The organism is Falsibacillus pallidus (assembly GCF_003350505.1).
GTDB lineage: Bacteria > Bacillota > Bacilli > Bacillales > DSM-25281 > Falsibacillus > Falsibacillus pallidus.
The window spans coordinates 138623-164318 of record NZ_QQAY01000005.1 but is presented as its reverse complement, the minus strand read 5'-3'; the positions used below and the strand labels follow the sequence as shown (position 1 = coordinate 164318).

At 43.5% G+C, this 25696-nt stretch carries 22 protein-coding genes; 15 read left to right on the top strand and 7 right to left on the bottom strand.

What is annotated here, in order from left to right; all coding sequences use genetic code 11:
• Positions 1–169 precede the first annotated feature (169 nt).
• From DFR59_RS19965 to DFR59_RS11120, 6 genes are all read left to right on the top strand, one after another.
• Positions 170–589 carry a hypothetical protein gene (locus DFR59_RS19965; protein ID WP_147278267.1) on the top strand — a complete coding sequence of 140 codons (420 nt, stop codon included), beginning with the start codon at positions 170–172 and terminating at the stop codon, positions 587–589.
• A 233-nt stretch (positions 590–822) separates the two neighbouring features.
• Positions 823–2229 (top strand): alanine/glycine:cation symporter family protein, encoded by a 1407-nt coding sequence (locus DFR59_RS11135; protein WP_425454706.1) that lies wholly within the window; start codon positions 823–825, stop codon positions 2227–2229.
• A 303-nt stretch (positions 2230–2532) separates the two neighbouring features.
• Positions 2533–3444: an SGNH/GDSL hydrolase family protein gene (locus DFR59_RS11130; RefSeq protein WP_158538366.1), complete on the top strand. Its 912-nt coding sequence runs from the start codon at positions 2533–2535 to the stop codon at positions 3442–3444.
• Positions 3445–3474: 30 nt separating this feature from the next.
• Positions 3475–4464 carry a Gfo/Idh/MocA family protein gene (locus DFR59_RS11125; RefSeq protein WP_114745710.1) on the top strand — a complete coding sequence of 330 codons (990 nt, stop codon included), beginning with the start codon at positions 3475–3477 and terminating at the stop codon, positions 4462–4464.
• 84 nt (positions 4465–4548) lie between these two features.
• Positions 4549–4779, top strand: coding sequence for a hypothetical protein (locus tag DFR59_RS19960; RefSeq protein ID WP_147278266.1), 231 nt, complete (start codon positions 4549–4551; stop codon positions 4777–4779).
• A gap of 367 nt (positions 4780–5146) precedes the next feature.
• Positions 5147–6256, top strand: coding sequence for an AbrB family transcriptional regulator (locus tag DFR59_RS11120; protein ID WP_114745709.1), 1110 nt, complete (start codon positions 5147–5149; stop codon positions 6254–6256).
• 75 nt (positions 6257–6331) lie between these two features.
• Here the strand turns inward: DFR59_RS11120 and DFR59_RS11115 are convergent, their stop codons facing one another.
• The 3 genes from DFR59_RS11115 to DFR59_RS11105 all read right to left on the bottom strand — a co-directional run bounded on the left by DFR59_RS11115 (position 6332) and on the right by DFR59_RS11105 (position 8896).
• Positions 6332–6961 (bottom strand): AmiS/UreI family transporter, encoded by a 630-nt coding sequence (locus DFR59_RS11115; protein ID WP_114745708.1) that lies wholly within the window; start codon positions 6959–6961, stop codon positions 6332–6334.
• A gap of 70 nt (positions 6962–7031) precedes the next feature.
• Positions 7032–8213 (bottom strand): NupC/NupG family nucleoside CNT transporter, encoded by a 1182-nt coding sequence (locus tag DFR59_RS11110; RefSeq protein ID WP_114745707.1) that lies wholly within the window; start codon positions 8211–8213, stop codon positions 7032–7034.
• Between the two features lie 260 nt (positions 8214–8473).
• Complete coding sequence (locus DFR59_RS11105; protein WP_114745706.1) at positions 8474–8896, bottom strand: organic hydroperoxide resistance protein; 423 nt, start codon at positions 8894–8896, stop codon at positions 8474–8476.
• A 172-nt stretch (positions 8897–9068) separates the two neighbouring features.
• Here DFR59_RS11105 and DFR59_RS11100 point away from each other — a divergent pair, with 172 nt between their 5' ends.
• A complete protein-coding gene (locus tag DFR59_RS11100) occupies positions 9069–9494 on the top strand; it encodes a MarR family winged helix-turn-helix transcriptional regulator (RefSeq protein WP_114745705.1) in 426 nt (141 codons plus the stop codon).
• 41 nt (positions 9495–9535) lie between these two features.
• Here the strand turns inward: DFR59_RS11100 and DFR59_RS11095 are convergent, their stop codons facing one another.
• The gene (locus tag DFR59_RS11095) at positions 9536–10477 is read right to left on the bottom strand and encodes a glycerophosphodiester phosphodiesterase (RefSeq protein ID WP_114745704.1); all 942 of its coding nucleotides are present in this window, start codon (positions 10475–10477) and stop codon (positions 9536–9538) included.
• A gap of 183 nt (positions 10478–10660) precedes the next feature.
• On the opposite strand from DFR59_RS11095, the gene DFR59_RS11090 reads away from it, so the two are divergent.
• Both DFR59_RS11090 and DFR59_RS11085 read left to right on the top strand, forming a co-directional pair.
• Positions 10661–12418, top strand: coding sequence for an MASE4 domain-containing protein (locus DFR59_RS11090; RefSeq protein ID WP_114745703.1), 1758 nt, complete (start codon positions 10661–10663; stop codon positions 12416–12418).
• A 316-nt stretch (positions 12419–12734) separates the two neighbouring features.
• Positions 12735–13874 carry a DEAD/DEAH box helicase gene (locus DFR59_RS11085; protein WP_114745702.1) on the top strand — a complete coding sequence of 380 codons (1140 nt, stop codon included), beginning with the start codon at positions 12735–12737 and terminating at the stop codon, positions 13872–13874.
• Positions 13875–13931: 57 nt separating this feature from the next.
• Here DFR59_RS11085 and DFR59_RS11080 read toward each other — a convergent pair whose 3' ends face one another.
• Positions 13932–14960: an NADP-dependent oxidoreductase gene (locus DFR59_RS11080; RefSeq protein WP_245948458.1), complete on the bottom strand. Its 1029-nt coding sequence runs from the start codon at positions 14958–14960 to the stop codon at positions 13932–13934.
• 193 nt (positions 14961–15153) lie between these two features.
• On the opposite strand from DFR59_RS11080, the gene DFR59_RS11075 reads away from it, so the two are divergent.
• On the top strand, positions 15154–17343 hold the full coding sequence (locus tag DFR59_RS11075; RefSeq protein WP_114745701.1) for a DNA topoisomerase III: 2190 nt from the start codon (positions 15154–15156) through the stop codon (positions 17341–17343).
• A 100-nt stretch (positions 17344–17443) separates the two neighbouring features.
• Positions 17444–18733: an ATP-binding protein gene (locus tag DFR59_RS11070; protein ID WP_114745733.1), complete on the top strand. Its 1290-nt coding sequence runs from the start codon at positions 17444–17446 to the stop codon at positions 18731–18733.
• A 47-nt stretch (positions 18734–18780) separates the two neighbouring features.
• On the opposite strand, the gene DFR59_RS11065 is transcribed toward DFR59_RS11070, so the two are convergent.
• Positions 18781–20313, bottom strand: coding sequence for an FAD-dependent oxidoreductase (locus tag DFR59_RS11065; protein WP_114745700.1), 1533 nt, complete (start codon positions 20311–20313; stop codon positions 18781–18783).
• A 129-nt stretch (positions 20314–20442) separates the two neighbouring features.
• Complete coding sequence (locus DFR59_RS11060; RefSeq protein WP_114745699.1) at positions 20443–20589, bottom strand: lmo0937 family membrane protein; 147 nt, start codon at positions 20587–20589, stop codon at positions 20443–20445.
• 195 nt (positions 20590–20784) lie between these two features.
• Between DFR59_RS11060 and DFR59_RS11055 the strand changes: the two genes are divergently transcribed.
• The 4 genes from DFR59_RS11055 (at position 20785) to DFR59_RS11045 (ending at position 25640) form a co-directional block, all read left to right on the top strand.
• On the top strand, positions 20785–23208 hold the full coding sequence (locus DFR59_RS11055) for a WG repeat-containing protein (RefSeq protein ID WP_114745698.1): 2424 nt from the start codon (positions 20785–20787) through the stop codon (positions 23206–23208).
• Between the two features lie 153 nt (positions 23209–23361).
• Entirely contained in the window at positions 23362–23784 is a 423-nt protein-coding gene (locus tag DFR59_RS11050; protein WP_114745697.1) for a MarR family winged helix-turn-helix transcriptional regulator, read from the top strand.
• Positions 23785–23806: 22 nt separating this feature from the next.
• On the top strand, positions 23807–23956 hold the full coding sequence (locus DFR59_RS20075; RefSeq protein WP_158538365.1) for a hypothetical protein: 150 nt from the start codon (positions 23807–23809) through the stop codon (positions 23954–23956).
• Positions 23957–24029: 73 nt separating this feature from the next.
• Positions 24030–25640: an MDR family MFS transporter gene (locus DFR59_RS11045; RefSeq protein ID WP_114745696.1), complete on the top strand. Its 1611-nt coding sequence runs from the start codon at positions 24030–24032 to the stop codon at positions 25638–25640.
• The last annotated feature ends 56 nt before the right edge of the window (positions 25641–25696 follow it).

Here is a 25696-nt window from a genome sequence, read left to right as displayed (position 1 = left end):
ACGGCCTCTTATGTAAGCGAGTTTCTTATTTTAAGAGAGACCATTTTCTCAAGATTGAGAGGGTGGTCTCTTTTTTTGTTCAATTCAACATTCTTATGCACTTGCACCCCGCCTAAGCAATTTTCATATGTTGTTAAAGCCTTATAAAAACGATGGGGAGGAAATCGATATGAACTCATTCTTCGGTTGGGATCAACCGTATTTATTTGATGGAAGAATGCCTGCGGGGCAGGGTGGAAGCTGGGGTGGCCAAAGCCATCAGTATGCTCCATTAGCGCCAAGTTCGTGGAAAATGCATGATCATTGGGGCCAGCATGGAGGACAGTGGTGTCACCATGGGCCATGGCAGGAATCAAACGATAATTGGGGCAGCCACCATTCTACTCAACATCATCAATGGCATCAACAGCAGCCCTGGCAGCAGCATCAAGGGAATTCGCCATGGGGATGGGGACAGCAAAGCCAGTGGGGACACCAAGGACAATGGGCGCAGCCTGGCGGACAATGGGGGAGTGCTCCAGGGCAGACCCAATGGCACGGAGGACAAAATCCGTGGTACGGAAGCCAAATGGGATATATGCAAGGATAGAAAAAACAAAATGGGCTGGTGCGGACCAAGATTTATCTGGTCAGCCGGGGCCTTTTTTATTGACCGAATTCTGAAGGAAAATAGAACCATTTTGCGTTTGGAAGGAATTTGTTCTACAAAATGTGAACATTTTATGTATAATTTAAAATATAACAAATTTTCAGTTATTAAAAGGGGGAAATCATTTGGAAACATTTATTAACAATTTAAGCGGGTGGCTCTGGAGCTCGCCAATGATTTATCTGTGCCTGGGAATTGGACTTGTTTTTTCATTGATGACGCGCTTTTTGCAAGTAAGGCACATTAAAGATATGGTCATGCTGATGTTCCAGGGTAAAAGCTCTGAAGCCGGCGTCTCATCCTTCCAGGCATTGGCTGTTGCGCTTTCTGGACGAGTAGGGACGGGGAATATTGCCGGTACTGCGACTGCGATCGCTTTTGGGGGGCCGGGTGCTGTGTTTTGGATGTGGGCCATTGCCTTCATCGGAGCAGGGAGTGCATTCGTGGAATCCACGCTTGCCCAAATTTATAAAGTGAAACTGGATGGGCAATACCGCGGCGGGCCAGCCTATTACATTGAAAAAGGGATAGGGATCAAGTGGTATGCGGTGCTTTTTTCAATCGCAGCAGTTATTGCGATGAGTATGCTGATGCCGGGAGTTCAATCGAATTCGATTGCCATCGGCCTTGATAATGCGTTTGGTATCAGTCCAACAATCACAGGTATTGGACTAGTCATCTTATTGGCGGTTATTATTTTTGGTGGTATCAAACGGATTGCCAATGTAGCACAATATGTCGTTCCTTTCATGGCGGTAGGCTACGTATTAGTATCATTGATCATTGTTGCTATGAATATTTCACAGCTTCCGGGAGTCATTGCCCTTATTTTCAAAAGCGCATTTGGGGCAGACCAAGCATTTGGTGGAATCATAGGGATGGCGATTTCTTGGGGAGTAAAACGTGGGATCTATTCAAATGAAGCGGGACAGGGAACCGGTCCACATGCGGCAGCGGCTGCAGAGGTATCCCATCCAGCCAAACAAGGACTTGTTCAGGCGTTCTCCGTCTATATTGATACCTTGTTGGTTTGTTCAGCTACAGCCTTCATGATTCTTTTTACAGGCATGTACAACACGCAGGCAGCGGATAAATCGTTTATCGTTCAAAACCTTCCGGGTGTGGAAGCTGGACCTGGATATACACAGGCAGCGATTGAAAGCGTGATTCCTGGATTTGGCGCTGGAATGGTCGCCGTTGCATTATTCTTCTTTGCATTCACGACCATTATGGCTTATTACTATATTGCAGAAACAAATGTTGCTTACCTATTTGGGGGCAAGAATAATAAATGGGCTACTCTGGTGCTGAAAATTGTCCTTCTTGCTGCTACTTTCTATGGGGCAGTCAAGACAGCCAAACTCGCGTGGGCATTGGGGGACATCGGACTAGGCGTCATGGTCTGGCTGAATATGATCGCCATTGTCATTCTTTACAAGCCGGCGATGAAGGCTTTGAAGGACTACGAGCAGCAGAAGAAGCAGGGGCTCGATCCGGTCTTCAATTCTAAGAAGCTCGGAATTAAAAACGCTGAGTATTGGGAAACAGAATACAAAGTGGAAGATGAAAAAGTCTCATAACGCAGCACCAGGAACAGCGGCATCCGTAAAAGGGTGCTGCTGTTTTTATGTTAGGCTGTATCCGAAAATATTGTTGTTAAAATCTTAATGCCGATTTTAACGTACAAATACCTGTTTTGCCTTTGAAATGGAGTATCCAGGCTCTAGCTAAATTCCCTGAATAGATTGCATAAGTTATCCTGTTTTAAGGCTAAAGCAATAAGCTTTGAGAAAGAGCCTTATGTTAAAATTGGAATTCAGGAAAAAGGGAATGTATAATTTGAATGAGAATTTTTATTATCAGTCAAGGAGATGAATGGACGCTTGAATAAATACATACAAAGAACGGCTGTCGCGATTATCTTCATCATTTTATTCAATCTTTTCACTCTCTTTGATGATACCCATGCAAAGAAGGCATATGGGGCTCAGGAAACCTATTTGGCATTAGGCGACTCCTTGGCAGCGGGGATGACGCCTTATAATGGGATTGGCCCTGGCTATGCAGATATGATTGCCCTTGCATTGAAAAGTGACGACCGGATTGCGGGATTTTCCAAAGACTTTGCCATTCCTGGATATACGTCAGGGCAAGTCCTTGATTTGCTGCAGCAAAAAGAAGTGCAGCTAGCGGTTTCACGTGCAGATATAATCACCCTTTCTGCGGGCGCTAATGACCTGCTGCAAGTCGTAAGGAGTGATCCCGGTCATTTAACGGTCAGCTATGAACAGCTGCAAGCCAATTTTGCCCTGAATCAGGTTCGCCTTAATGAGGAAAAGATTTTAACACTCATCCGCCAACTGAATCCGAGGGCTCAAATCGCAGTGATGGGGTATTATTTTCCCTACCCACATATATTGAACAGCCATAAAAAAGGAATCGGAGAGGAACTGGATATTCTCAATGACATCCTGCAGGAGGCAGCGGAAAAACACGGAGCTTTCTTTGTTCCTGTTTCTCAGGGGTTTGGACTCGACGCGAAAGAGCTGGTGCCAAATCCGGAAGATGTCCACCCAACTCCAAAAGGATATTTGGCCATGGCGAATGCATTTCTATCAATCTTTACTCCGGGAAAAGAATTGCCTAAGGGCATTTTGGATAATCTCCCTGCGCCTATGCCGTTATCCGATTTTATAGAAAAGAAAAAAGCTTTAATGCAGCCTGCTTCCGTTCCATCAGAACAAAAACATCAACCGGCAGCTGCCCGTACGACCCAAGAGAGGGTCTATAAATAAAAAATCACACCATGAAAGAAGGAATGCACAATGCTAAACTTCGGTACAATCGGTACAAGCTCTATTACAACAAAATTCATTGATGCATCAAAAAAAGGCAATAATTTAAAACTAACAAGCGTATATTCGCGGGATGAAGGAAAAGCGAAGGAGTTTGCAGATAAGTTCGGTGCAGAATACATATTTACAGATTTAGAGGAAATGGCAAAAAGCAGCCTCATCGATGCGATTTATATTGCATCGCCCAACTCTATGCATTACGAGCAGGCAAAGCTTTTCTTGAAAAATAAAAAACATGTCATCTGCGAAAAGCCTATTTTTTCAAATAGTGCGGAGCTGGAAGAAATTTTTCAAGTGGCAGAGGAAAATGGCGTTTTTATCTTGGAAGCCATTCGAAATATCCACTCGCCGAATTTTAAAAAGCTGAAGGAGAATATTTCAAAAGCCGGGGCTGTCAGAAGCGCCAATTTGCACTATGTGAAGTATTCTTCCCGCTACGATTTATTCCTTGAAGGGGAAGTGCCGAATATTTTCAACCCCTCATTCTCTGGAGGAGCATTGGTGGACCTTGGCGTCTATCCGATTTTCCTTGCTGCAGGGCTGTTCGGTGAACCGAAGGAAATTTTCTATTATCCAGTCTTATTATCAAACGGCATCGACGGCAGCGGGACATTGGTACTCGTCTACGAAGGGTTCGTCTGCACAATTCTTTGCTCAAAAATTGCCCAGTCGTACGCACCAAACGAAATCCATGGAGAAAACGGGACGTTCATCCTTGATTACGCTGCGCCTATCACATCGATTGAATTTATCGAGCATCACTTCATGAACAAAGAAAATTTGACAGTTGATCAAAATGAAAATGATATGGTGTATGAAATCGAAGAAATCACCGGCATCATCGAAAACAACAATCAAGTAAAATATGCCGAATTGAAAGACCTGAGCAGGCTCGTTCTTAAAATCACAGAGACGGCCAGGAAAAAAAGCGGCATTGTATTCGATGCTGATCAAAAATAAAGTGAAAAGCAGCCCGATTTCGGCTGCTTTTTCTTATTTACAGCTATTTTCACTATTACTTGCTGAAAATCTATAGATTATTAAATGAAAAATGAAGAAAAACATTGCGGATTTCTCCTCACTTCAAGTTTTATGCGCGAGAAATACCTGCTTATGCGCCGCGTCTCATTTTCTATGCGCCAAAACAATTCGGCTATGCCGCCGGACTATGTCGTTTATGCGCCAAAATCCCTTACCTATGCGCCAGCAGCCAATTCTCATCAAAATAAACGGACCAGCACCGCATTATTCGACAAAAACCGGGGCGTGACATAGTCACCTGGCCTCTGCTTTTTCTTTTGGATTGGGACAGACATGAATTTACTGCGCTTACATAATTATTTACTTAGGGAAGCGAAATAAATTCCTTGTAGTATCGATGTAAATTAACTAGTATAGAGAAGGATGATTATATAAAAAGCTTTTATTATGAAAATAGCATTATAAAAAGGCTGTTTTCGTAAGCATTGTTGTTAAAATCTTAAAGCCGATTTTAACGTAAAAACACCTGTTTTGCGCGTTGAAATGGAGTATCCAGGCTCTTTTCCAGCTAAAATTTCTGCATAGATTGCAAAAATTCTGCTGTTTTAATGCGTAAAGCAGCAAACTTTGAGAAGAGAGCCTATAAAAAAGAAGGGTTAGTATGAATCACATAACAGATTGGAAAGAAAGTTTGTGGGTGAGGTTTGGATGGACGCTGCTGTTATCCCTTATTGGAGGAGCGGTCTTTTTCTCCTTCCATGCGCCGATCCCGTGGCTGCTGGGGCCAATGGCGTCAGGTCTTATTGCCTCACGATTTAAAATGATCAGACTGTATTGGCCGGTACAGCTCCGTAATGTCGGATTAATCATTGTAGGATATTTACTTGGGCTTTCAATCACCAAAAATACATTAATCGAAATCAGTCATCAATTGCCGTCGATGCTTATGACGACTTTGATCATTATATTATTCAGTGCTCTAATGGCGTGGTTTTTCTCTAAATGGTCCGGGGTCGATTATAAGACCACGTTGACGGGAAGCATCCCGGGCGGCCTCTCGCAGATGGTGACGCTTGGGGAGGAAATCAAGGGAATTGATTTGACGGTTGTGACCCTCATTCAGGTGTCACGGCTGATCTGCATTATCTTCCTTGTCCCGTTCATGCTATTCAGTCCTCTTTATTCCACAGGGGAAGCAGGAGGGTCTACAGGCATCAAAGCGGCAGTCCAAACGGTGGACTGGTCAGGCTTATTTCCGAATATCCTGGTATTCTTGGCCGCAGCATCTCTGCTTGCATTGCTTGGCAAAAGGATTAAACTCCCGACGCCATTCTTACTTGGACCGATCCTTGCGACTGCCATCATCAGCATTTCGGGCTTAAAAGGACCGCAGCTCCCAAACCTGCTGATTAATATTTCTCAAATATTGATCGGTGGCTATTTCGGCTTGATGATGAAAACAAATCAGTTTCCCAATAAGTACAAGATGGTCGGATTTGCGTTATTAAACGGTGTGATCCTTACATCCTTTTGCTGGGGATTGAGTTTTGTGATGGAGTACGCTCATCATCTGTCAGCGATAACGAGCTTTTTGAGCGTAGCACCAGGGGGGATGGATCAAATGGGATTGATTGCAAAAGAACTGCATGCCAATCTCTCCATCATTACCGGGTATCAGATATTCAGGATTTTCTTCATACTCTTCATAGTGCCTCCAGTTTTGAAATGGCTATTTACGAGGCAGACGCGAAAGGCACGTTCGCTGGGGTGACAGCGTACCTGACTTTTGTCGAATAAAAAACAGCTTGAGGAATTTTCCTCAAGCTGTTTTCTTTCGTCCAGGTATTTAATCCATAATTGGATTGGTCTTGGTTCTTTCTTTTTTATTGGAAAGAACAAGCGCTGCCGTGATAAATGCGAAGTAAAGAAGCGACGCGATGCACATCCAGAGCCAAATCGCTTTGACAGCAGGATTTGCTGCTACCCCTGTTAAGGAAAGCAGGGCAGGGATGGTCAAAGTCACCCAGGATTGGACGAATGCCACTTTTCCGATATAGACATCAAGCTTCTTGTCTGTTGTGTTCAATAAGAAGAACAAGAACCATAGATAAGACCACATAAACCATGTAACAGTATTGATGGCATCATGGAAGTGGGCGAAGTAGACGATGGCATAGACCAGGGCAACGATGGAAACCCATATCGAAAACCAGCCAAGACCTGTGCCGTTCAAATTTTTGTAGACAGTAAAGCCAAAATATAAATAGGTCAATCCGAATAAGAAAATGGCGCCATTGCTGTATAAAGCCCAATTGGATTGATCGGAAGTGATGACAAGGTAGAAAGGGGAAGCCACTTGAAGCGCACCGACGATCAAGTTAAGGACGGCAACGCTTTTTCCTTCTGCTTTCCCTAAAAGCAATAAACTATTTAAAAACAGGACAGCTCCTGATAAAAGCAAACCGACAATTGCCATAAAAAGAATCCTCCTCAAAAAAAATAAAGACCTCCCCACACCAGCGGCATGGAGAGGGAAGAACTATATATTAAAGAACAAAACTTACGATGATAGCGGACAAAATGCTGACAAGTGTAGCACCGTATAATAGCTTCAGTCCGAAGCGGGCAACAACATTTCCTTGTCTTTCATTCAAACCTTTAACAGCTCCGGCGATGATGCCGATAGAAGAGAAGTTAGCGAAAGATACAAGGAAGACGGAAATGATTCCAAGTGTACGCGGGCTGAATTTGTCTGCAACCTTGGAGAGGTCCATCATTGCAACGAATTCATTCGTTACAAGTTTAGTCGCCATGATTCCACCTGCAGATACAGCTTCTGAAGCAGGGATGCTCATGATGAAGGCAACCGGTGCAAAGATGTAGCCAAGGATCTGCTGGAATGTGATTCCGAAGATCATGTCGAATACGTCGTTGATCCCTGCAATCAAGGCTACGAAACCAATCAGCATGGCGCCGACGATGATGGCTACTTTGAAACCGTCCATGATGTATTCGCCAAGCATTTCGAAGAATGATTGCTTTTCTTCTTCTTGGATAACCAATATATCCTGATCCGGATCAACAGTATAAGGGTTGATAATGGAAGAAATGATGAATCCGCCAAACAAGTTGATGACAAGTGCTGTCACAACATATTTCGGTTCAATCATTGTCATATATGCACCGACAATTGACATGGAAACAGTTGACATAGCTGAAGCACAAAGAGTGTATAGACGCTGTTTTGGAAGCTGTCCAAGCTGCTTTTTCACTGTGATGAATACTTCTGATTGTCCGACAATGGCAGAAGCTACAGCGTTGTAAGACTCAAGTTTACCCATTCCGTTGACTTTGCTTAATAGAATCCCGATGCCTCTCATGATAAGAGGGAGGATTTTAAAGTGTTGGAAGATACCAATCAAAACGGAAATGAAAACGATTGGAAGAAGAACGCTCAAGAAGAAAGGAGCTTGCCCGTCATTGGCAATTCCTCCGAATACGAAGGAAATCCCGTCGTTTGCATAATCCAGTAATTTTGTGAATCCAGCTGCAAAGCCTTTGATCAATACAAGGCCGAATTTAGTGTTCAATAGGAGTGCAGCCAATGCAACTTGAATGACAATCATGAGAATGATCGGCTTAATTTTGATATGCTTCCGGTCACTGCTCACTAGAAATGCAAGTGCAAGGACAATGATTAATCCTATGACAGAAATTAAATAATTCATTATGCCACCTCTTTACTGTTGCTAAGATTTTAGTATTTATTGAAAGCGTTATTTGTATACGCTTTCAAATGTGGTAAAAATATACATACGTATGATGTCTGACCTCTGACAATGAATACTATAATACAAACTAGATTCATAAATCAATAGAAAATGTTCAATAGGAATTATTTACAGGGATGTGCGAGGGTTTGAATAGATAAAATCAAGGAAAATGCCGGCCAAGAAGAAGCGGCCGGCACTGAAAATAGTTTAAAGTTTTACATTAATTCAGCTGATAGTTGAACGTCGATATTGCCGCGTGTTGCGTTTGAATATGGGCACACTTGGTGGGCTTTCTCTACAAGGTCGTCAGCTTCTTCCTGGGTAACTCCGTTGATGCCGACATTTAATTTGACGGCAAGTCCGAAGCTTTCGCCATCTTTTCCGATGCTGACTTCAGCTGTCACTTTGGATTCAATTTTCTTTTTTTCTTTTTGAGCAACAAGATGGAGGGCGCTGTCAAAGCATGCAGAGTAGCCTGCTGCAAATAGCTGTTCCGGATTTGTGGCCCCGGCTTCTTCATTCCCTCCAAGTGATTTTGGCATGGAAAGATTCAGGTTTAGGGTGCCGTCGCTGGATGATACTTTCCCGCTGCGGCCGCCTTCTGCTGTTGCTTTAGCTGTATATAATGCTTTTTCCATCGTCGATCTCTCCTTTTAATTAATTGTGCACAATTTAATTTTACAAAATAATAATACCTCAGCCTATTTCACTTGTCAAAAATTTAATTTTGCACAATTGACTTGTATGTGCAGAATTTACTATTATTAAAATATCCATACTAACTCATACCACTTGGAAAGTAGGACAAACATGAATAGCCAACAATTAAAACTTGAAAACCAGATCTGCTTTAAGCTTTATGCAGCAGAGAGGGAAGTCAATAAAATATACAGGCCTATATTGAAAGAACTGGATATCACCTATCCGCAGTATTTGGTTTTGCTTGTGTTGTGGGAAACGAACGCTGTTTCTGTGAAAAGCTTGGGAAGCAGGCTTTATCTGGATTCAGGAACACTCACTCCCATGCTGAAAAGAATGGAGCAGAATGGTCTGATAGAGCGTAAAAGGTCCCCTGAAGACGAGAGAAGCGTCATTATATCTTTAACCGAAAAGGCAAAAGTGATGCAGAAAAAAGCGGAATGCGTCCCGAATATGCTGCTGAAGGAGCTCTCCGTCAGCGAAGAGGAATTGAAGCAATTGAATGCGATTTTGTTGAAATTGCTTCCTGAGGATTGAAAATAAAAATATCGGCCCCATGTTAATGAGGCCGAAGCTTGTCATTGGTGTTGATATTGCTTGTAAATGCTATAGAGTTTTCCGGAGAAATTTGTGAACATTCCAGTTGCTCCCCAATCAAGGAGCATCTTCATATCTTGTTCGGAATTGACTGTATAAGGGTGAACCCATAAGCCATGATTACGCGCTTTTTGGACGAATGATTTATCAAGGAATACTTGTCCGTCATCTGAATAATTCATTCCGATTCCTTCTGCATATTGGCTGATTTCTTCAAGCTCGGAATCTTTCAGGTCAGAAGGAGTGGATGTAAGTCCTGTATCCTCTGCATACTGGCCGTTCGCATTCTTTTCATACCAGAGAAGCTGCACCAAAGGTATGGAAGGATCCAGCTTATGTACCTTCACCAGGCTGTCCTTGCTGAACGATTGAATGATGACATGGCTGGATTCTTCATTCTGCCCTGTAAGTTTATATTTTTTTAGCAAATTTAATAGTTTCTCTTCCATTCCAGGGTAGACATCCGGGGATTTTGTTTCGATATAATAGTGAGCGTCACGACCATAGCGTTGGAATATTTCTTCCAAAGTAGGAACCTTCAAACCGTTGTATTCCGGTTTTGCATATTCAGGATATTTTTTGTTGAACCAGCTTCCTGCATCAAGCTGCTTGATTTCTTCAAGCGTCTTATCGCGTACTTCGCCTGTGCCGTTTGTCGTTCGGTCAACGGAAGTATCATGCATGGCAACCAGCTTGCCGTCTTTTGTCATTTGGATATCGATTTCGATATAGTCTCCTTTTTGCTTTTTGACCAAGTCATAGGAAGGGAAGGTATGCTCGGGAGCCAATCCGCTTACCCCGCGGTGGCCGATGATGAGGAATTTATCGTGCCCTTCTTTGGCTGATGCATAACCCGTACTGATACCGGATGCCATAAGGAGTGCCAAACCGCCAATTATCATTTTGCTGATTTTTCTCTTCATCCATTTTCTCCTCCTAATTTTGTAATCTATTTCGTTATCAGTATACGAGAGAGGAGAATGGCTGCACATAGATGTTACGGTTTCTTTATAAACCTTTAGAATACCTTCATACCAGCTTTACTAGATTTATAATTTTGTAACACTTTCATATTATCAATAAGATGTTAGAGATGAGGTTCTTTCATGGATAAGCCGAGATTGCCTAATTTTTTCACCATAAAAGCCAGCGCTGCTCAAAGGAAGACGGCATATGGGTTTGGAGCATTTATGCTACTGCTGACCCTTGCTGCGCTCCCGTTCTTAAGCAGACAGCTTATAGAAGTCAAACCGTTTTTGCCGTCATTCATCGCACTTGTAGCGTTTATTGATTGTGTGACAGGCTACCTTTTTTATCGACAGTACAGGGTTTCAGGATCGCTGCCGCTGCTTGTTTTGGCAGGGACATTCTTTTACAGCGGCCTGATCACGATTCCCCACATCTTGACATTTCCGCATGTGTTTTCTGAGACAGGACTTCTTGGAGCAGGCAAACAGACAGCCGTCTGGTTTTGGGTGTCATGGCACGGGGGCTTCCCGATTGGAATCTTATTTTTCTTAATGGCCTTAAAATATAAAAATATCGCTATTTCAGTGAGAAACAGAAAGTTAACGGGCTTTCTCACAATTGCTGCTGTTGTTTCCCTTGTAGTCGTGCTGACCGTTTTGTTTACACAGTTCAATGATGCACTTCCTGAAATCATCCATGATAATGGATATAATTCGATAATAACCTCGGGAATTGGCCCGGTGATATGGATCATGCTGCTTTTGGCAGTCATCGGACTATTGAAACTGGGAAAAATGAGGACGATCCTGGATGTGTGGCTCACGCTTGCTGTATTTGTCTTTTTTATTGATGTAACGGTGACGCTGATTGCAGGAAGCCGCTATTCGCTGGGCTGGTATTTTGCCAGAATCAACAGCTTTCTTTCCGCAAGCGTCATATTGAGCATCTTTTTATATGAGATGAATCGGCTTTATGCTTTGCTTGCGGAGCAGCAGCAGCGCTATCAATCCCTATTCATGCATAATTCCGATGCTGTTTATTCCATGAATAAAGAGCGGCAGCTGGTGAGTGTCAATAATGCCTGCAGTGAGCTGCTCGGCTACACAAAGCAAGAATATATTCATCAAAACGGCGGGAACTTTATTGCGCCGGAGTATAAAGAAGCAAGTGCTTACCATTTTGAACAGGCCCTGACCGGGAAGCCGCAGAACTATGAATCTGTCGTCCTCCATAAAGATGGCTCGCGGATTAATGTTCAGATTACGACCATTCCCATCATCATTGAAGGAGAAGTGACAGGGGCATTTGGAATCTTAAAAGACATCACTCTGCAAAAAGAATCTGAACAAAAATTGAACGAAGCGAACTTGGTGTTGAAGGAAATGTCCTTGATCGATGCAATGACTGGTCTTGCCAATAGACGCTACCTCGATCAATATCTAGAAGAGAAATGGCAGGAATGCTTTAAAAATGAGCAGCCGATTTCTTTTATCCTTCTAGACTTGGACAACTTTAAAGGATTCAATGATAGCTATGGACATTTGGAAGGAGATCAATGCTTGATGAAGGTAGGCAGGGTCCTTGCCGATGCCGCTGAGTTCCATGGACTAGCTGCACGGTATGGAGGAGAAGAAATGTGCATCGTGCTCCCTGAGAGAACCATTGAATTCGCTTTGTTGATGGCAGAAGAAATCAGAAAAGAAATAGAGGGTTTGTCCATCCCTCATCAATATTCTTCAACAGGTGTGGTAACGGCGAGTCTCGGAGTCAGCACCATTTTCCCAAGTAAAGACACTGGATCCAATGAAGTGATTGACCATGCCGATCAGGCGCTTTATGATGCGAAGAGAACAGGGAAGAACAAAGTTGTAAGCTATGCAGGAGTAAATAGTTAGAGGTTGAATAAAGGCTGTTTTCGTAAACATTGTTGTTAAAATCTTAATGCCGATTTTAACGTAAAAATAGCTGTTTTGCGCGTTGAAATGGAGTATCAAGGCTCTTTTCCAGCTAAATTTTCTGCATAGATTGAATAAGCTACCCAGTTTTAATGGCTAAAGCAACAAACCTTGAGAAAAGAGCCTTGATAAATGAAAAGAAGGGAGTAGCATCCTTTCTTTTTTTTGTGCTTTTCATTTTTGGGCAAATTCACGTTATAATGGATTTAACTATTTGTTGAATTCAATGGATATTTTGATCATAAAGGAGATTAACATGACGAACGCAGTATTATTAGAGAACTTAAAACCATCAATACTAGCGGTGTGGGAAAAAGAAGGATTCTCCCTCCCGACATCCATACAGATGAAAGCAATACCTGAAATCCTCAGCGGAAAGGATCTAATCGCCCAGTCCCCGACTGGAACAGGGAAGACCCTCGCATATTTGCTGCCAGTGATTTCAAAAGTGGATGCCGATAAACAAGCTCCACAAGCATTGATACTGGCTTCCTCGCAAGAGCTTGTGATGCAGATTTTTCAAGAGGTGCAAAAGTGGACGGAAGGCAGCGGTCTGAAGGCAGCTTCCATCATTGGCGGGGCTAATGTAAAGCGCCAGCAGGAAAAATTGAAAAAACATCCACAGATCATTGTAGGTACCCCGGGAAGAGTACTTGAACTGATCAAGCAAAAGAAATTAAAAATGCATGAAATGAAAACCCTCGTTCTGGACGAAGGGGATCAGCTGCTTGTACCGGAGCATCTTGAAACGATCCAGACCATCCTTAAATCTACCTTAAAGGATCAGCGCCAGGTTCTTCTTTTCTCTGCGACTTTGACAGAGCGTTCTGAGCAGATTGGAAAAGAACTTATGGAATCGCCGGAATTGATTAAAGTGGAGAAAGATGAAACGATCGAATCTGATGTCGACCATATCTACTTCGTGTGTGAACCAAGGGATAAACAGAAGATCCTTGAAAAAATTGCACGCCTGGAAGATGTGAAGGCACTCGCTTTCGTGAAGGATATCGGAGAAATCTCCGTCTTGAACAGCAAACTGAAATTTAAAGAACTTCCAGTGGGCATGCTTCACAGTGAACTGAAAAAAGATGACAGGAAGACATACTTAAAAGACTTCCGAAATGGAAAGATCAATATGCTTCTTGCGACTGATGTGGCAGCGCGCGGCCTCGATATTAAAGGCGTTACCCATGTCGTTCATTTTGATTTTCCAAAAGAATTGACGCAGTATGTCCATCGCTCAGGAAGGACAGGCCGTTTCGGAGCAGATGGCACGGTCATTTCCATCGTAACGGACCGCGAAGAAAGAGAACTGAAGCAATTCGCGAAGGAACTGGGGATCGAAGTAGAGAAGAAAGAGTTTTATAAAGGCGGGGTCGTGGACGCCAGATCCTAATAGAACCAGAAAAAGGCATCATCCTTGAATTGGGATGATGCCTTTTGGTGTTTGAGATTAAATTTCCCCATACTCAGGTTCTCCGATTTTGACGAGCTGCTTGCCTCGGTTGGTTCCTTTGAACAATCCCAGGAAAGCTTCCGGGATGTTTTCAAATCCCTCAACGATTGTTTCTTCATAGGTTAATTTTCCTTCAGAAAGCCATTTCCCTAAGTTTGAAGCACCTTCTTTAAAGCGGTCCGAGTAGTCGCTAACAACGAATCCTTTAATCAGGGCACTGGACTTAATCAGCTTAGTCTGAATCCGCGGTCCCTGGTCATCGGGTTTATTATAGGAAGAGATGGCGCCGCATTGGGCGATTCTTGCATGTTTGTTCAATAGATTCAGCACTGCATCGGAAATTTCTCCTCCGACATTGTCGAAGTAGGCGTCCACTCCATTTGGGCAGGCTTCTTCCAATGCAGCCTGGATATCATCGGTTGTTTTGTAATTGATCGCTGCATCAAAACCGAGTTCTTTTTGGATATAGTTGACTTTATCATCAGACCCTGCAATCCCGACGACTCTTGCTCCGAAGATTTTTGCGATTTGGCCGGCAGTGGAACCGACTGCTCCTGCAGCCCCAGAGACGACAACGGTTTCGCCTTCTTTCGGACGGCAGATGTCCTCGATGCCGAAGTAGGCTGTCAATCCCGTCAACCCCAGTATCCCCAAAGCCGTTGTGACTGGAGCCATGTTAGGATCTATTTTCCGTATTTCTTTTTCAGTGGCTTTCGAATATTCTTCCCAGCCGAGCATCCCGGTTACGATATCTCCTTTGGAAAATCGGGAAGAAGAAGATTCAACGACTTCCCCTACGACGCCTCCCACAAGCTTCTCATTCAGATTGAATGGGGCAACGTAAGATTTCTGGTCGCTCATCCGGCCGCGCATATACGGGTCCACGGACAGATACAGATTGTGGATCAATACTTCATTTTCCCCGAGTGATGGGACTGGAACCTCTACAAATTTGAAATGTTCTTCAGTTGGAATGGTTTCTGGCCGCTTCACCAAATGGATTTGTCTATTCATACGAGCTGGCATGGTTAGCCCTCCTTTAATGAAATTGAATCATGATTCACACTACCATAATGGAATCTGAAATTTCAAATATCAACTATTTCCCCTGCAAACCGGTTTCACCCAAAGCAGTCGTTCTGCTAAACTAGAAGAAGTGTCTACCGTATATAAGGCAATAGTCTTTCAATAGAAATGCGCATCAGGAAAGGATGTTAACATGAGTAAAACATTGGTATTAGCAGAAAAACCATCTGTCGGCAGAGATATTGCCAGGGTGTTGAATTGTACAAAATCAGCTAACGGGTATTTAGAGGGCGGCCAATATATCGTCACGTGGGCATTGGGCCACTTAGTGACGCTTGCGGATCCGGAAAGCTATGGAAATGAATATAAGACATGGAAGCTGGAGGACCTGCCGATCATCCCGCCTGAATTGAAGCTCGTTGTCATCAAACAAACCGGAAAGCAATTCAATGCAGTCAAATCATTGATGAATCGCGGGGATGTCAAAGAAATCGTCATCGCAACCGATGCAGGGCGCGAAGGGGAATTAGTGGCAAGATGGATTTTGGAGAAAGCACGGGTCAACAAGCCGGTTAAAAGGCTGTGGATTTCTTCCGTTACCGATAAAGCGATTAAAGAAGGATTTGCAAAGCTCCGTCCCGGCAAGGATTATGAAAATCTCTACCATTCGGCTGTGGCGCGGTCTGAAGCGGATTGGTTTGTCGGCATCAATGCGACACGGGCGTTGACGACGAAGCACAATGCCCAGCTTTCATGCGGACGCGTCCAGACGCCTACATTGAATATCATCGCGAAAAGGGAAGAAGACATCAAAAACTTCAAGCCTGTACCTTTTTATGGACTGACTGCAGAAGCTGGCAATCATGTGAACCTCACATGGAAGGATGCCAAAAGCGGTTCTGCCAGGACGTTTGACAAAGAAAGAGCAGAAGAGCTGCTGAAGAAAACAAAAGGCCACAAAGGGAAGATCACCAACATCGATAAGTCGATGAAAAAGAAATTTGCTCCGAAGCTGTACGACTTGACCGAACTTCAGAAGGACGCTCACCGCCTCTTCGGATTCTCGGCCAAAGAAACATTGGGGATCATGCAGAAGCTTTATGAACAGCATAAAGTCCTGACGTATCCAAGGACAGATTCCAACTATCTATCAACGGATATGACCGATACATTAAAAGAGAGAGTCAAAGCTTGCAGCTCAAAGCCGTATGCAAAGTTCACCATGAAGATATTGAATGCACCGATCAAAGCAAATAAGTCGTTTGTGGATGACAGCAAGGTGACTGACCACCATGCCATCATCCCGACGGAGCAGGCAGCATTGCCGAATAAATTGAGTGCAAAAGAAGAGAAAATCTATGATTTGGTTGTAAAGCGGTTCCTGGCTGTCCTTTTACCGCCATATGAATATGAGCAAGTGACATTGAATGTCCAGATTGGTTCAGAGTCGTTTGCGGCTAAAGGGAAAAAAGTGGTCAAACACGGCTGGAGAGAGCTTTATACCCATCATGACGAAGACGCTTCAGATGAAATGGCAGACCAGATGCTCCCGGATTTGCAAAAGGGCGAGGACTTAGCCATCGTCAATGTCCGGATGACTTCAGGAGAAACGAAGCCGCCGGAACGATTCAATGAAGGAACATTGCTTGGGGCAATGGAAAATCCGGCTAAATTCATGGGTGAGGGAAGCAAAGACCTCAAGAAAACCCTGGAGGAAACAGGCGGACTAGGTACGGTAGCCACAAGGGCAGACATCATTGAAAAGCTCTTTAATACTTTCCTGATTGAAAAAAAGGGAAAAGACATTTTTATCACTTCAAAGGGAAGCCAGCTGTTGGATTTAGTGCCCGAAGATTTGAAGTCTCCATCTCTCACTGCAGAATGGGAACAGAAGCTAAGCGCGATTTCACAAGGGAAGCTATCCAAGAAAGTGTTTATCAATGAGATGAAGACATATGCGAAAGAAATTGTGAATGAAATCAAAGGAAGCAGCCAAAAATTCAAACACGATAATGTAACTGGAAGCAAATGTCCTGACTGCGGGAAACTCATGCTCGAAGTAAATGGGAAAAAAGGAAAGATGCTTGTTTGCCAGGACAGGGAATGCGGCCACCGCAAGAATGTCTATAAAACAACAAATGTAAGATGTCCCAACTGCCATAAAAAGATGCAGCTGAGGGGAGAAGGCGAAGGCCAGTTGTTTGTCTGCTCATGCGGCCATCGCGAAAAGCTGTCGGCATTCAATAAACGAAAAAGCAAGCAGAGTGGAAAGAATGTTTCAAAAAGAGATGTAGCCCAATATATGAAAAAGCAGAATAAGCAAGATGATGAACCGATCAATACAGCTTTGGCGGATGCCCTTGCAAAGTTGAAACTGAAATAAGGGTATGCTGAGAAAGATAAATACAGGGGAAAAAAGACTGAAATGGATGGAAAAGAGGCAACCTAATCGTAATATCAAAGCGGCAGATGGTGAGGACTCTATGACAGAAGCAAAAAGGATAGCCTTCAGGATAGCTGTATTTTACATCATTTCAGGCGCGATTTGGATTGTCTTGTCCGACAATGTATCCATGGCGCTTTCCCAGCAGAAGCTGCAGCTCTATTTCTTTTTTCAACGATATAAGGGCTGGCTCTTTATCCTGGTCACTGGGATCATCATCTATATTTTGGTCCATCAGCGGACCTATCGGCTGCTCCTTTCCCAACGGGAGCTTGTCATGAAAGATGTGAAGCTTCAAGAAAAGACGCAGCATTATCAATCATTATTCCAATACAATACAGATGGTGTTTTTGAAATAACGAGAGATGGAAAAGTTGTTTCGGTCAATCCCGAGGGCGAAGCGATTCTGGGTTTTAAGGAAGATGATCTGAAGCACATGGATTTGTCTTCTCTTGTTCCAGAGAACGAGAAGGAGCGTATTCAAAAGTATTTTTTTGCAGCCCTTCAAGGGGAGCCTCAAATCTATGAGATCACTCTTTTTAATGCCAAAAGGGTAGAGAGAATCACCCGATGTTCGTTCATCCCCATCTACATCAATGAAGAGATTACAGGGGTCTTCAGCATTCTGAAAGATATCACTGAGAGCAGAAAGAATGAAGAGTTGTTGATTTCTTCTGAGAAAATGTCCATCATCGGGCAGCTGGCTGCTTCGGTTGCCCATGAAATCAGGAATCCACTGACCTCCCTTAAAGGATTTGTCCAACTGATGGATCAAACGAAAACCTATGATGAGAAATATATGGAGATCATGATGTCTGAAATTGAAAGAATCAATTTGATTTCCAGCGAAATGCTCATATTGGGGAAAAAGCAGGATGTGGATTTCGTCAGGACGGATATCGCAGAAATCCTGAATCAGGTGGTGCTCTTGATGAAAGCGGAGGCTCATTTCCACAGTGCAAAGCTGAAATTCAATAATAAACTGGATAACCCAGTCTTTATCAAGGCTGATCCTAATCAGTTGAAACAGGTATTCATCAATATTGTGAAAAATAGTTTAGAGGCCATTTCTTCAGATGGAATCGTGGTATTAACTCTGTCCAGAGAGGACGGAAGGGTTCGAATTGAAGTGGAGGACAATGGTGTCGGGATTGATGAAGAGAGACTTTCAAGGCTTGGGGAGCCCTTTTATTCTACAAAGGAAAAAGGAACAGGCCTCGGATTGACGGTTTCATTCAAACTGATTGAGAAGCATGGTGGAACCATCGATATTGAGAGCGAGAAAGAAAGCGGGACAAAAGTGACCGTCACATTGCCTGTTATTGATTAGAGATCGAAAAAGGAGCGTTCCGCTTAGCCGGAAACGCTCCTTTTTCATTAATAGGGTTCTATAATTTTTAAAGGTTTCTTTGCAGGGCCTTCCACAACGTCGCCGTCATAGGTAAATCTGGAGCCGTGGCATGGGCAGTCCCATGTCTTGTCGCCGCTGTTCCATTCACATTCACAGCCCAGGTGAGTGCAGGTCACATCCACAAGGTGCAGATTTCCTTCCAAATCGCGGTAGGCACCTGTACGATCGTCATTATACATCACGATGGCGCCTTCATCCTTTTGAAGATCATCAAGGGAGTTTCCTGGGAACGAGAGCTTCCCTTTGATCAATTCGGCTGCCACATTCGCATTCTCTTTGATGAAATGTTTAACACTTGGATCAGCTTTGAACCTTGACGGATTGAACACTTCTGAATAAGGATTGCTTTTCCCTAATACATAATCCTTCAGCAAGTGGGCCGCGTATGTCCCGTTTGTCATTCCCCATTTTCGATAGCCCGTGGCGATGAGAATGGAAGGTTTGCTTGAAGTGATTGGGCCGATATAGGGGACTTTATCTAACGTGATTAGATCCTGAGCAGACCATTTAGAGTGGATGCCAGCAGCGTCAAAGACGTCTTCTGCAAATTCAGCTAATGCCTGATAATGCTTTTCTTCATTTTCCTTGCTTTGGCCGGCTTTATGGCTTTCTCCCCCGATCATCAGGAGGTGTTGGCCGTCGCACTCGACTGAACGGATTGATCTCTTCGGTTCATCCACACTCAAGTACATGCCGCCCGGGAACTCTTTTTTGCAAGCGGCTGTAATGACGTAGGAACGGTCAGCGTGCATCCTGGTGAAATAGAATCCTTTCTCATCAATGAATGGAAAGTGAGTGCAGGCAGCGAGATGTGAGCATTCGATGGAATGTCCGCTTCTCATCACGACTTTTATTTTCGTATCCTTTTGTATTTCCTTTGCTGTTGTCTGTTCAAAGATTTTGCCGCCTGCTTCAAGGAACGAATCAACTAAATGCTGCAGGTATTTAATTGGATGAAATTGAACTTGTTTCGGAACTTTGAGGGCTGCTTCCACATTCAATTCCAAAGGGATATTATCTAAAATTTCACCCGGAATACCGATTTTCTGATAGGCTTCGTATTCCTTTTTTAATTTATCAGCAGAACTTTTCGTTGTGGCATATAAGTAGGCGTCCTGCTCAACATATCCGCAATCCAGGTTGGCAGCGGCAATCGTATTTTTAATGAAATCAAGGGCAGACTGATTGGCAGCATAATATTGTTTCGTTTTTTCAAGTCCAAAGTGCTGAATAAGTTCATCATAAATCAGATCATGCTGAATGGTTACTTTGGCTGTTGTATGTCCGGTTGTACCGTTCAGGAGCTGATCGGCTTCAACCAGGATGACAGACAATCCTTCTTTTGCCAGAAGGCAGGCAGTGGTAATCCCGGTGATTCCTCCCCCAGCTACGACAACATCACATGAAAGATTTTCCGCAAGAGCGGGGAAAGAGGGCAGAAGGACATCTTTGCGCCAAATCGGTTCTGGAGGGGTATTTTCCCTTAATGAATCAGACATTTTCGTTCCTCCTAAAAATGTATTGTTGCTTTTAAGGTTGCCATTTTACCCGCAAACATGCAGAAAAAAACATCCCGTGCATGTCCCAAAGAATGGGTGTGCAGGGATGTTTCGTCTTTTAAAAATTATCTAGGGTCGTCGTCTTCCAGTCACTAAGTTGAAGATGAAAACAATTAGTGCGATGACCAATAGTAAATGGATCAATCCTCCGCCAACGTGAAGCGTAAATCCTAATAGCCAAAGGATGATAAGAATGATAATAATACTCCAAAGCATTGTGTTTGCCTCCTTTTTGATGTGTTGCTGTTTACGTTAATATCCCCCGAAAAATCAAATCATAAACATAAATTTTTTCTAAGCGAAAATTTTCCTCCTTTTTCCCTAGATAAGCCCGCAACTTTATTTTTCTGAACCTTCACCCGCATAGGCACATACATATAGGTAAGGAACATAGTGGAAGAGGTTTGGACAATGTTGAATTTCAATGAGATCAAGAAGATGATTGAAGGATTGGATAAAGGGTGGAGAGTGAAAAGTGAATCCATCCTTTTCATGGATTTTAATGGGGATGGCGAGGCAGAAATTGCTGCAGGCTGTGCAGCGGACGGCGGCGATTGCCTGGTTTTGTTGAAGAATAATGGTGATACATGGTCCATTGCGGATCAAATGTCTCGAAAGGGGAGTGAGATTCGGTTTATTCAGCCTTTTCAAATTGGCGTCTCAACAATCGCTGTCGGCTGGGATGATCGAACACATGGGCCAAAGCTTGGGATTTATTCTTTTGGCCACGGGAAGATCTCCCCAGTATTAAGGGAAGAAGCGGCTTTCGATAAAATTGAGATTGAAGATATGCCGGGTAGAAAAGGAATGGATGGAATAGATGAAATAGCCATCTGGAGGCATGAAAGCGGAGAAGCCTATCGAATCGGTGTTTACCGGCTGAGTAAGGGAAGGCTTATAGCCGCGTATGATCTTTATCCATATTACTTCCGAAAAGCGGAAGAATATTTTTCAAGTAAAAGCCATTCAGACGTGGAATCTTCGTTTTATCGATATTACCTGGCTGAAGTCCAGTGGAATGCAGGGGATGTGCTAAAATCCTTTTCAACGCTGCAGACGGCTATAATGCTGGAAAATCCCTACCCATCAGAGAAGGAGCTTAAGGTGATCCGGGATCAAATTGAAGCTGTCATTGATCAAAAGTCTGTTCAGTTGTTTCCCGCACCCGTCAAAACTGTTTACGGGGACAAATGGGGGTACATCAATAAACGGGGGATTTTTTCCTTAAAGCCCATTTACGACAGCGCTTCGAATTTTCAGGAAAGCAACACAGCAATCATAAGCAAATCGAACCTTTATGGAATCATTGATCCATTAGGAAATGAATTGGTTCCGCCAGTTTATTCCATAATCAATGCACTCGCTTCCGACCGGTGGGGTGCTGGCAGCAGCAAAGGATTCAGTGTGATAGACCAGAACGGAAAGGTGCTGACAACAGATTATTTTGACTACATCGGCACATTCCATGAAGGAAGGGCCCTATGCGGAAAGCAAAAACAGGGGCAATATGTTTATGGGTATTTGGATCACAGCGGTCAACTGGCCATCCCGCTGCAATACATGGAAGCAGGGGACTTTTCGCATGACGGGGCAGTAGTAAAGGAGGGCGAAAATCGTTATTCATTAATCGACAATTCGGGTACTTCACTCATGCAGTATCATCATTATTTTGTCGGAGAATGCCGGGATGGCATGCTTGCGTTCAGGGAAGAAATGGAGTCTAAACTAGGCTATATTCATAAAAATGGGGAAATTGCCATCACCCCAAGATTCACATCTGCCCAACCCTTCCAAGGAGGGAAGGCGGTCGTTGGGGAAAACGGGAAGTACGGACTGATCGATCATTCCGGGAATTTCATCATCAAACCTATTTATGATGATGTGCAGATGCTGGGGGAAGGAAGGGCAGCTGTCGGCAAAGCGGTCGATAAAACGATTCCTTTCATGGGCTTTCCCAGTGCGTTGTTTGATTTGAAAGGAAAGCAGCTGACGGATTTTAAGTTTGATGGAATGCTGCCGTTTGAGTATGGGCTGTCTTCGGTATTTGATGACAAGAGAACCTACTTCATCAACATGAATGGCGAGATGGCCACAAGCCTTCCAGTCCTTGAAGGGCAGGGGATTTTGACAGTGGATAAAACACTTATCAAAGCAGAGATCGATCGGCGGACGGCCTATTATGATTTTCATGGAGCAATTGTCTGGAAACAGCCTTCTGACATACATTTGAACAGCCAATGGCGCCTCATGGAGCAAAAAGCAAAACCAAATAAAAATTATTTGGTCTATTACCCTGAAGTGCAGGGAATGAATTCATTTGAGCAGCAAAAAGCGCTGAATGCTGAGTACAAAAAGGCAGCGAATATTAAATCCATTCCCATCGCGGAGAAGCTCGACTACCGGTATGAAGGGGATTTTTCTGTTGCCTTCTTTAAAAAAGACCTGTTGTCCGTGGAGTTTGACGGCTACCAATATTATTTTGGAGCGGCACATGGGATGCCCTCAAAAGTATTCGTCCATGCCAACTTGAAAAATGGTAAAGTCTTTTCGCTGGCCGATCTTTTTAAGGGAAAATCCAATTATGTCAAACACCTAAACGAAATCATTTCAGAAAAAATCAAGAACGATCCACAATATGAATATGTATTTCCAGATAGCTTTCAAGGGATTAAAAGCGACCAGTCTTTCTATCTAAACGACGATTCATTAATCATCTATTTCACCCCATACGAAATCGCCCCATTCGCAGCAGGATTCCCCGAATTCAAAATCCCCTACAAAGACCTGGAGCCACTCATCAACAAACAAGGAGAGCTATGGTTAGCATTTCACTAGTTGAATTTTAAAACGGGGCGTAAAAGGTACGGCCCGTTTTATTTTGTACATAAAGTTTTCAAAAATTGGGTATTGAATTCCATAAACTTAACAACTATAATATCTTTATGACAAAGATATTTTGTTTCAAAGGTTTTATGGGGGGATTCATTTTTGAATAAAAAAGATGAGCTGGTCGGCAGCATCGCTCAATCATTTTACGAAATAGGAAGATACATCAATCGCCATCTATCACAAGATCAATCACTGACGCCTCCTCAATTCTTTATCTTGTTCAACATTTTCACTTGCGGCAAATCCACTGTTTCATCATTGGGAAGCAAGCTTGGATTGACATCCGGAGCAACAACGATCGCAGCGAATCGTCTGGTGGAAAGCGGATTGCTCAGCAGGATTAGAGATGAGGAAGATCGCCGAGTCGTTTGGATCGACATCACCGACTCAGGAAAGAATCTGATGGAAGAGTTCAACAATAGACGCAATGATTTGTGGGGGCAAGTATTTGCTGATTTTAAAAATGAGGAGCTGATTCAATTTTTAGAGCTTCTTAAAAAGGTTAACATCACGAAGAATTGAGACAATTGACAGTAGGGAATGAATGAGAATGACGATGGATGAACATCTGAAGAACCTGCAAAGTAAAGGAATTGTTTTGCAAAAAGTCATTTCCAGAAGAAAGCTGTTTTTGAAAATGAACCAAGTGAAGCAGTTCCGCGAAAAAAGAAAAGATGCAGCAGGCCGGAAATAAATCCGGTTTCTCTTTTGGGCTAATAGTTAACAAGGTTAATAATTAATGAACTACATTAAATAGAGGTGGAGAAATGGAACATTTAAATCAAAAACAAAAAATTACTATCATGATTGCGATTATGAGTGCGATGTTCTTTGCAGCCGTCAACCAGACGATTGTCGGAAACGCATTGCCGCGCATCATTGCCGATCTTGGCGGACTGGACTACTATAGCTGGGTATTCACGAGTTACATGCTGACGTCAGCCATCACGACCATCCTGGTCGGAAAGCTCTCTGATATTTACGGCCGTAAACCATTCCTGTTAACAGGGATTGTCGTCTTTATCATCGGTGCCTTCATGTCAGGGACTTCACAGGATATTATTCAACTTATCATCTACAGGGGTCTCCAAGGTTTCGGAGGCGGTATGATCATGTCAACGGCCATTACGGCTGTCGGGGATTTGTTCTCTCCAAGGGAGCGCGGTAAATGGCAAGGGCTCATGAGCGGGGTATTCGGTCTTTCCAGTGTTTTCGGGCCGACTCTTGGCGGATACATCGTTGACCATTTCGCTTGGAAGTGGGTCTTCTGGGTATTCCTTCCGCTTGGTCTTGTGGCATTCTTCTTGATTTGGAAGCTGTTCCCGACAGTAGAAAAGAAACAGGGGGAAAAAGTCGATTATATCGGTTCTGTCTTTTTAACAACAACGATCGTCCCGATGCTTCTTGGGTTTTCATGGGCAGGAACAAAATATGAATGGGGATCTGCGCAGATCATTTCGCTTTTCGCGGCAACTATCCTATCACTGATTATTTTCATTGTGATCGAAAGAAAAGTGAAGACGCCGATCATTCCGTTATATCTATTTAAGAACAGCATTTTCACGATTTCCAATGTCGTTGGTTTCGCCATCAGTGTGGCGATGTTTGGCGGTACAATGTATGTACCATATTTCATTCAAGGGGTTCTTGGCTTCTCGCCGACACACTCCAGCTTCATCACGATGACAATGACCCTTGGCCTCGTATTCGCGAGTGCCATCGGAGGACAGATCATCTCACGGACCGGCAAATATAAAATCCAGGCCATTACTGGTCTTTTGATTACTGCCGTGGGCATGTTCCTTTTGACAACCATGGACAGAACAACTAGCCAATGGTCCCTCGTATCGTTCCTATTGATCATCGGATTCGGTTTGGGCATCGGCATGACAGTCTTTACGTTGACGGTACAAAATGCCGTTGAACAAAAAATGCTTGGTGTTGCCACAGCCTCTTCACAGCTATTCCGTTCATTGGGCGGTACGGTCGGCGTAGCGATCATGGGTACAATCTTGAACACAAGAATGAGCGATCACTTAGCAGAAGAGCTGAAAGGTTCAGCTAGTGCTGTTCCTGCAGATGGAGCAGGCAAGCTGAAGGAGCTGTTGAATCCTCAACTGCTTCTGGATCACGAAAAGCTTCACCAGGCACAGCAATCGCTGCCGCCAGAAATGCAGACAATGTTTGCGAAAATGATTGGGCTGCTGCAGGATTCGATGACATTTGCCCTTTCCGGCGTCTTTACAATTGCAGCATTTGTGATGATTGCAGCCATCATCCTGGCGATGTTCCTAAAAGAGATTCCTCTTCGTGGATCCATAAAAAAGAAAGAGAATAAAGAAGAAGCTGTGTCCATGAAAGCCGCAGCTCAAAAATAAGTAAAGATAAAGAGCAGCCGATTCTAAGGATTGGCTGCTTTTTTATTGGGTAAACA